The 7388-nt window shown below is 75.0% G+C and carries 8 protein-coding genes; 3 read left to right on the top strand and 5 right to left on the bottom strand.

The window, feature by feature from the left end; translation table 11 throughout:
- The 4 genes from rarD to eccE form a co-directional block, all read right to left on the bottom strand.
- A partial coding sequence (gene rarD, locus FHG89_RS24620) for an EamA family transporter RarD (protein WP_139586788.1) occupies positions 1-894 on the bottom strand: 894 nt, incomplete at its 3' end.
- Positions 891-1388, bottom strand: a complete 498-nt coding sequence (locus FHG89_RS24615; RefSeq protein WP_139586787.1) for a GNAT family N-acetyltransferase — start codon at positions 1386-1388, stop codon at positions 891-893. The genes rarD and FHG89_RS24615, both read right to left, overlap by 4 nt.
- A gap of 127 nt (positions 1389-1515) precedes the next feature.
- The gene (locus FHG89_RS24610; RefSeq protein WP_139586786.1) at positions 1516-1902 is read right to left on the bottom strand and encodes a phage holin family protein; all 387 of its coding nucleotides are present in this window, start codon (positions 1900-1902) and stop codon (positions 1516-1518) included.
- Positions 1903-1964: 62 nt separating this feature from the next.
- On the bottom strand, positions 1965-3899 hold the full coding sequence (gene eccE, locus FHG89_RS24605) for a type VII secretion protein EccE (protein ID WP_208761093.1): 1935 nt from the start codon (positions 3897-3899) through the stop codon (positions 1965-1967).
- A 200-nt stretch (positions 3900-4099) separates the two neighbouring features.
- On the opposite strand from eccE, the gene FHG89_RS24600 reads away from it, so the two are divergent.
- Positions 4100-4420, top strand: a complete 321-nt coding sequence (locus tag FHG89_RS24600; protein ID WP_139586785.1) for a WXG100 family type VII secretion target — start codon at positions 4100-4102, stop codon at positions 4418-4420.
- 22 nt (positions 4421-4442) lie between these two features.
- Positions 4443-4736, top strand: coding sequence for a WXG100 family type VII secretion target (locus FHG89_RS24595; RefSeq protein ID WP_139586784.1), 294 nt, complete (start codon positions 4443-4445; stop codon positions 4734-4736).
- Positions 4737-4821: 85 nt separating this feature from the next.
- Here FHG89_RS24595 and mycP read toward each other — a convergent pair whose 3' ends face one another.
- Positions 4822-6039 (bottom strand): type VII secretion-associated serine protease mycosin, encoded by a 1218-nt coding sequence (gene mycP, locus FHG89_RS24590; RefSeq protein WP_139586783.1) that lies wholly within the window; start codon positions 6037-6039, stop codon positions 4822-4824.
- A gap of 152 nt (positions 6040-6191) precedes the next feature.
- Between mycP and FHG89_RS24585 the strand changes: the two genes are divergently transcribed.
- A partial coding sequence (locus tag FHG89_RS24585) for an SseB family protein (protein ID WP_208761092.1) occupies positions 6192-7388 on the top strand: 1197 nt, incomplete at its 3' end.

Below are 7388 nucleotides of genomic sequence, written 5' to 3'. Positions count from 1 at the left end.
GACGCGGGCGGCCTGGCGGGCCTGGCGGGTGTGGCGGATCGCGTCGGCGGTGAAGACCACCAGGGCGAGCCAGACCAGCGCGAAGCCGGCGAGCCGGGCCGGTGGCATCGGCTCGTGGAAGATGAGCACACCGCAGGCGAGCTGGAGGATCGGCGCCAGGTACTGGATCATGCCGAGGCCGGTCAGTGGCAGCCGGTTCGCGGCCCCGGCGAAGAGCAGCAGCGGGATCGCGGTGGCCGCGCCGGCCAGCACCAGCAGGGCCGTGTGCCCGGCCGGGACGTGCCCGAAGGCCATCCCGCCGCGATGGGACAGCCAGGCAAGGTACCCGAGTGCGGGCAGCGCCAGCACGGCCGACTCGACGAACAGCCCCTCGGCGGCCGGCAACCCGAGCCGCTTCTTGATCAGGCCGTACCCGGCGAAGCTGAACGCCAGGGTCAGCGCCAGCCAGGGCAGGCGGCCGTAGTCCACGGCGAGGACCGCCACGGCCGACCCGCCGATGCCCAGCGCCACCCACTGCCCCGGGCGCAGCCGCTCCCGCAGCACCGTCACCCCGAGCAGCACCACCACGAGGGGGTTGATGAAGTAACCGAGCGCGGTCTCCACCACCCGGTCGGAGCTGACCCCGTAGATGTAGGTGCCCCAGTTGACCGCGATCAGCGCGGCGGCGGCCACGATCCCGGCCACCGCCCAGCCCCGGCGCAGCAGCGCCCGCAGGAAACCGATGTTGCGCAGCGCGCCCAGCAGCAGCGCCACGAAGAGCACCGACCAGACGATCCGGTGGGCCAGGATCTCCAGCGGGCCGGCGGGTCGCAGCAACTTGAAGTAGAGCGGGAAGAAACCCCAGAGCAGGTACGCGCCGATGCCGTAGAGGTATCCCAGGCGGAGTGGCGTCACGGCTCCACCGTAAGGGGTTCAGCCCCGCTCTGTTCCTTTCCGGTGATCGGGGTCACGGGCGGCCGCTGGTCGAGGTTCATCCACCGCTCCGGGACGTCCAGCGGTGTGAAGCCCACCCGCGCGTACACCTCGTGGGCGTCGTTGGTGGCCAGCAGGATCCGGCGTACGCCCAGCTCGGCCAGGTGGTCGCGGACCGCGGCGGCGAGCCAGCCGCCCAGGCCGTCGCCCCGGGAGGCGCGGTCGACGTACACGTCGCACAGCCAGGCGAAGGTGGCGCGGTCGGTGACCACCCGGGCCACCGCCACCTGGCGGCCGTCCCCGGGCCGGTAGACACCGAACGGCAGGGAGCCCGCGAACGCCCGCACGACCGTCTCCCGGCTCCGCCCCAACGCCCAGTACGCGTCGGTGGACAGCCAGTGGTGTATCAGGGTCAGGTCGAGCCGGGCGGGATCGGTGCTGAGCAGGTGGCCATCGGTGCGGGTCAGCGAGAACACCCTGCGACGCTAGCCGCCCAGGTGGGCGCGCTCGCCGGCCAATTCCCGGACTGTGGTCATCGGCCCGCCCGGGCCCCGGCCGTGGTCGGAGCCCGGGCGGGCCGGGTCGGTGCGGGCAGGCCGCCGGTCAGTCGCGGTCGAGGACGGCGCCGAGGATCCAGGTCACGATGCTCACGAAGAGGGCACCGAGCACCGCCGCCGGCCAGAACCCGTCAACCGAGAACGGCAGCCCGGCCTGGTCGGCGATCCAACTGGTGAGCAGGAACAGCAGCCCGTTGACCACCAGCGCGATGAGACCCAGCGTCAGCAGGTAGAAACCACAACCGACGGTCTTGATGATCGGCTGGAGGACCGCGTTGACCACGCCGAAGATCACCGCCACCAGGAGCAGCGTGGTCACCGTCTCCACAGCGGAGTTCGACTCCAGAGAGATGCCCGGGATGAGGAATGTGGCCAGCCAGAAAGCCAACGCTGTGCTGGCCAGCCGAATCAGCAGACCTTTCAGAAAGCCCATGGCGGGGATCGTGCCACGGACACCGGCGACGGCGTAACCCGCCAGTTCGCCGGGCTACCAGGTCAACCGCGCGCCGGTCGCCCGATCAACTGCGCCTCGATGGGGGTCGGGGAGAGCAGCGCCCAGCGCAGCGCCCGCCGGTTCACCACGGCCACCATGTCGTCCCGCATCCGGGTCAGCCACTCGGCCGAACCGCCCAGCCCCAGCGCCGCACCGGCCAGCGCCGCCTCGGCCGTGCCCAGCGGTTGCAGCACCGCCAGGTCCGCACGACTCAGCACGTCGGTGTCCGCAGAAGTCAGCTCGTCCCGCACCACGAGGGTGGCCCGCCATGGTGCGCCCGGCTCCGCGTCGGCCGGCACCGGCCCGGCGTCGACCACCAGCAGCAACGGCCGCAGCGCGGTCGCCACCCCGTCGCCCACCGCACGGCCGGGCGGGATCAGCGGGATCGTCCCACCCGGGGCACCCACCCCGCGGACGAACGGCTCCCAGACGCGGGGTCGCGCGGTCTGCACCACCACCAGGGCGCCCAGCGCCATCGCGCGCAGCGCGACCAGCTGGGCCGCGCGTACGCCACCGACCAGCAGCACCCTGGTGCTCTCCGGTCGGAACAGTCGCACCGTGACCGCGCCGCCGTGCCGGTTGGTGCCGACCATGATCCCCGCCTGGCCCAGGGTCAGCTCCCAGTCGTCCAACGCCGGTCGGGGCTGCGCGCCCGCCGTCGCCAGCGCCAGCGGCAGGGTGGCGGCCAACCCCTCCAGGTGTGCCCCGTCGAGCCGGCGGAGCCCTCCGCCCAGGCCGGTCACCAGCCGGTGCAGGGCCTCGGCGGCCAGGGTCAGCTCGGTCGTCGTCCCGGCGGCCAGCCGTACGGTCAGCTCGGTCGGCACCTCGGCGGCGCCGCTGGCCGGCGGCGGGCCGGCGCAGATCGACACGGTCGTCGCGGTCGCCGGCAGCGCGAGCAGTCGAGGCGCCAGTCGGCGGGCGCCCGCGCCGTCGGCGTCCGGCCACCGGACCAGCCGGAAGGTGGTCTGGACCAGGGGGCCGGACCGCAGTACCGGCCAGAACTCGCGCACCGGCTGGCCGTCGTCGTGGTGGGCCAGCTCGCCCAGGACACGCAGAGCTGCGGGAACGCCGAGCGGTCGGGCGGTCAGCGGCCCCAGCCGGCGGACGATGCGGCGTACCGTGCCGGCGAGCACCCGGCGCAGGGCCTCCTCCGACCAGCCGTCGACCCGCAGCACGCGTACCGCGAGCAGTGCCTGCTCCCGCCCGGCGAGCCGTCCGTCGGTGAGCTGCCGGTACGACGTGCCGACCGTGCCCCCGACCGCCGGCACCGGCGCCGGCGCCCCGGCGAGCAGCAGCTGGATCCGCAGCGGCGGGACGTCCACCCCCGGTGCGGGCAGCAGAGCGGACGGCGCGGGGATCGCGTGCGACGCGTCGCCGAGCAGGTCACCCGGATCGCCGAGCTCCAGCAGCGCGACCATGCCCCCGGTGTCCTCCAGCACCGCCGCCGGCCCGTCGGACAGCTCCGTGGAGCGGACCACGGCACCCGGCGCGACAAGGTCGAGCAGTTCGGCCGGCCCGGCGGGCCCCACCAGCGCCCGGCGGCGGGTCAGGTGCCCGGCGGCGGTGCCCAGCCACTCGAAGAGCCATCGGCCCCGGAGCCGGGCGCCGGCGGCCACGAGCAGCAGCGCCGCTGCCGTCGCGGCGGTGACGGTCACCGGCGCGCTCCGGCCGAGGGTGGCGAGGACGAGCGCCACCGCGACCTGAGCGGCGACCAGTTGGCCGGCGCGAACCCCGGTGCCGGCCCGCGCGAGCGTCGCCCACCGGCCGCCGCGCGGACGAGGCCGGGCGGCTCCCGAGCCGGAGGACATGCCGACGGCGGCCGAGCCCGGGCCGATCGGGGCCTGCTGCCGCGGGCCTCCGGTGGTGATCGCCGGCACCGAGCCTCCTCGACCAGTGTGGACGCGCCCGTCACGCGCCGCGACGTGGCTGCAGCACATCGTAAGTGACCGATGGCTGCCGTGGTTGTCCACAGGGGAGAGGTCGGGGGTAGCAGAACCGCAACCAGGCCGCTACCGTCAGCCACGAAGTTCATCGCTGACCCGCGTCCGACGTGCGTCGACGAGCGGGCCAAGCGACCGACGCGTCCTCCGGGCGCGTCGACGGCCAGGCGCGATCGAGGAGACGAGGTGACGTCCGGGTGTCCCAGACCCAGGCAGAAGCCGCGGTGATGAAGCAGACCGCCGCGAAGTTCGAGCAGGTGGACCAGTCGTTGCAGTCCATGCTGACCGGCCTGCTGGCCGAGTTGGAGGTGTTGCAGCAGGCCTGGCGCGGCGCCGGTGGACGATCGTTCGAGCAGGTCAAACAGCAGTGGTCGCAGGACCAGGCCGCGCTGCACCGCGCCCTGCGGGAGACCGCCGGGGCGATCCGCACCGCAGGTCGGCAGTACGACGTCTCGGACGACGAGGCGGCCAGCCGGGTGGCCGGCACCAACCGCGGCGGCATCCAACTGCCGCTCTGACCCCGCTCGGGAGGGAGCTCCGATGGACCACGGTGTGCTGGTCGTCAACTTCACCGCGCTTCAGCAGGCCGGTGCGGACATCCAGAAGGCGCTGAACACGCTCGACTCGCAGCTCGGCCAACTCGAACGCGACGCCGCGCCGCTGGTGGCCGGCTGGGCGGGCGAGGCCCGGGAGGCGTACGAGCAGCGCCAGGCGCGGTGGCGGTCCGCCTCGCAGGACCTTCAGGCCATGCTGCGTGACATCAGGCTGGCGGTGAACGACTCCGCCGCCGACTATCTGGACACCGAGAAGAAGAACACCGGGCTGTTCCAGTGATCCCGGTGGGTCGGAAGCGCTGACCATGTCCGGGTCCGCGCCCCGGCCGGCCCCGGCCGGGGCGTTCCCCGGCGGCCCGGCGAGGTCAGACCGGATCGGCGGGCCGCCACCGTCGGCGCGCGCCCCGGGGCAGCACCAGGGCGAGCAGCACCACGGCGACTGCCGTCGTCCCGACCACCGCGCCGACGAGCAGGGCCCGGTGCCGGGCCGCGGCCCGGCGGGCGTCGCGGGCGAGTTGCGCCGCGTCGGCCCGGTCGTCGGCGAGCGCGGCGACCGTCCGAGGCCCGGCCGGCTGACCCGGTCCGGTCTCGGTGACGGCCCGGTACGGGTTCAGCACGCCCGCGCCGTACCCGTGCCCCGGGCCGGGCGCCGGATCGGCGGTGGCGATGATCCGTCGGGCCACCTGGGCGGCGGTCAGCTCGGGGCGGTACTGGCGCAGCAGGGCGGCGGTGGCGGCCACGAACGGCGCCGCATAGCTCGTTCCCTCGACCCGCTGGTGGCCCTGCCCGGGCGCGGCGGTCAGCACCTCACTGCCCGGCGCGACCAGGTCGACGTACGGGCCGGTCTGCGAGAAGCCGGCCCGTACGCCGTCCGCCCCGATTGCGCCCACCCCGAGCACCCCGTCGTACGCGGCCGGGAACGGGCGCGGATCGCCGCTGTCGTGCAGGTTGCCGGCGGCGGCCACCAGCACCACGTCCCTCTCGACGGCGTAGGCGACGGCGGCGTGCACGGTCGGGTCGTCGGCGTACAGGACGACGGAGAGGTTCACCACGTCGGCGTCGTGGTCGACAGCCCAACGGATGGCCCGGGCGAAGTCGGCGGCGCTGACCGTACGCCCCGACTCCCGTCCCTGCACCACCTGCTGCTCACTCACCCGTACCGGCAGGATCCGGGCACCCGGTGCGAGGCCGTGGAAGGCGACGCCGGGGCGGGGTTGCGCCGCGATGATGCTCGCCACGCCGGTGCCGTGTCCGGCGCAGTCGCGGCTGCCGTCGCCGCCCGGGTCGAGCAGGTCGGTGCCGGCCAGCACCTGCCCGGCCAGTTGCGGGTGGACCCGGTCGACCCCGGAGTCGACCACCGCCACGGTCACACCGGCGCCGGTGGCCAGTGGCGCGAGCCGGGCGGGGTCGTACCGTTGCTGCGTCCACGGCAGGGCCGCGACCGGCTGGACGGGCGCCAGGGGGGTCGCGCAGGTCGGTGCCGTCCGCGGCGCGGCGTCGGCGGCGTTGATCGGAACTGCCGGTGCGGTCAGGATGCTGGCCGCCAGGCCTGCGAGGACCGGGCGCGCGATCGACCGGGACATCGACGGCCTCCGTATCGTGTCGGCTCCGGGACGGGATGTTATCGCTTCGTCGACGCCCCGGCGGACCGCCGCCGGCCAGCCATTGTGATCTTGATACCACCTTGTAGGTTGTACGCGATACCTGTGGCCTGTTCTCGGAAGGAGAGGTGGCCGTGACCGAATGGGAGCCGGCCACGGAGGCCGAGGTGGCGATGCGGGACGCGCTGCGCGCCAACGACCAGGAGTTGTACTTCCGGCTCCTGTCCCGCACCGATCTGCTGTTGCCGGTCGCCGCGCCGGCGCTGGCCGGCCAGACGTCGCCCGGCTGGGGCACCTGGACCACCGGCGGCCGTACGCACGTGCTGGCGTTCACCTCCGTCGCCGCACTGCGGGCCTGCCTCGGTGACCATCCGGGCAGCAACCGGCGGGTCCCGTTCACCGACCTCGCGGTCGGCTGGCCCAACCACGAGTGGTGGCTAGCGGTCAACCCCGGGTTGCCGGTGGAGGGCTACCTGCCCGCCTGGTTCGTCTCCCAGCTCTCCCGCGGTGACGTCCGGCTCCCCGGGCGCGCGATGGGGGCCCGCGCCCGGCTGGAGCGGGCGGAGACCCTCGCCCGCACCCGCAACGGCGCGACCGGTCGGGACGCCGCCGGAGCAACGCCGACCACCGGCCCCACGCCGTCCGGCTCCACCCCGCCACCCGGCCCCGAGCCGGTGGCGGCACCGCCCGTGCGACCCGCGCCGACAAGGCCCGCGGTGCCCCGGATGACCAATCCGCTGGCCCCGGGCACGCCGCGGAGCACGCCGAGGCCGGGCGATCTGTCCCGCCAGTCCGGCACGGACGACATGCCCGCAGCCGGCCAGCGGCACCCGAACGCCGTACCGCGCACCGACTCCGTGCCGGGCGCTGCTCGCTCGGCCGCACCCCGGTTCGCGCCGACGACGCCCATCGAGCGTCCCGCTGCCGTTCCGACCGAGCCGAGCCCGCCCGCCGCCGGCCGCCCGCCGGTTGGTCGGGCCGGCGACGCCGTGGCCGCCCCGGCCAACGGCACCGCCCAGAGCGACAGGCGTTCCTTCTTCGAACCGGCGTCCGGCCGGGACCGTGCCGCCGGCCCGACGCCGGGCGGGGGCCGGCCCGGCGACCGGGCCACACCGCCGCCCCGTTTCGCGCGGGGCAGCCAACCGTTTCCCCGCCGCCGTCCCGCCGACGCGACAAGCGAGGGTGCCACGCGGGCCTTCCCGATGACCGACGCGACCGCCGAGGGTGCCACCCGGGCCTTCCCGATGACCGACGCGACAGTCACCCGGCCGCTGCGGCCGCCGTCCGGCGACCCACTGGCCTCCGGTGACGAGCCCACCCAACCGCTGCCC

It is taken from the genome of Micromonospora orduensis (assembly GCF_006228125.1).
GTDB classification, from domain to species: domain Bacteria; phylum Actinomycetota; class Actinomycetes; order Mycobacteriales; family Micromonosporaceae; genus Micromonospora; species Micromonospora orduensis.
Note: the sequence above shows the minus strand (reverse complement) of the source record. Positions and strands in the feature narration are given on the sequence as shown.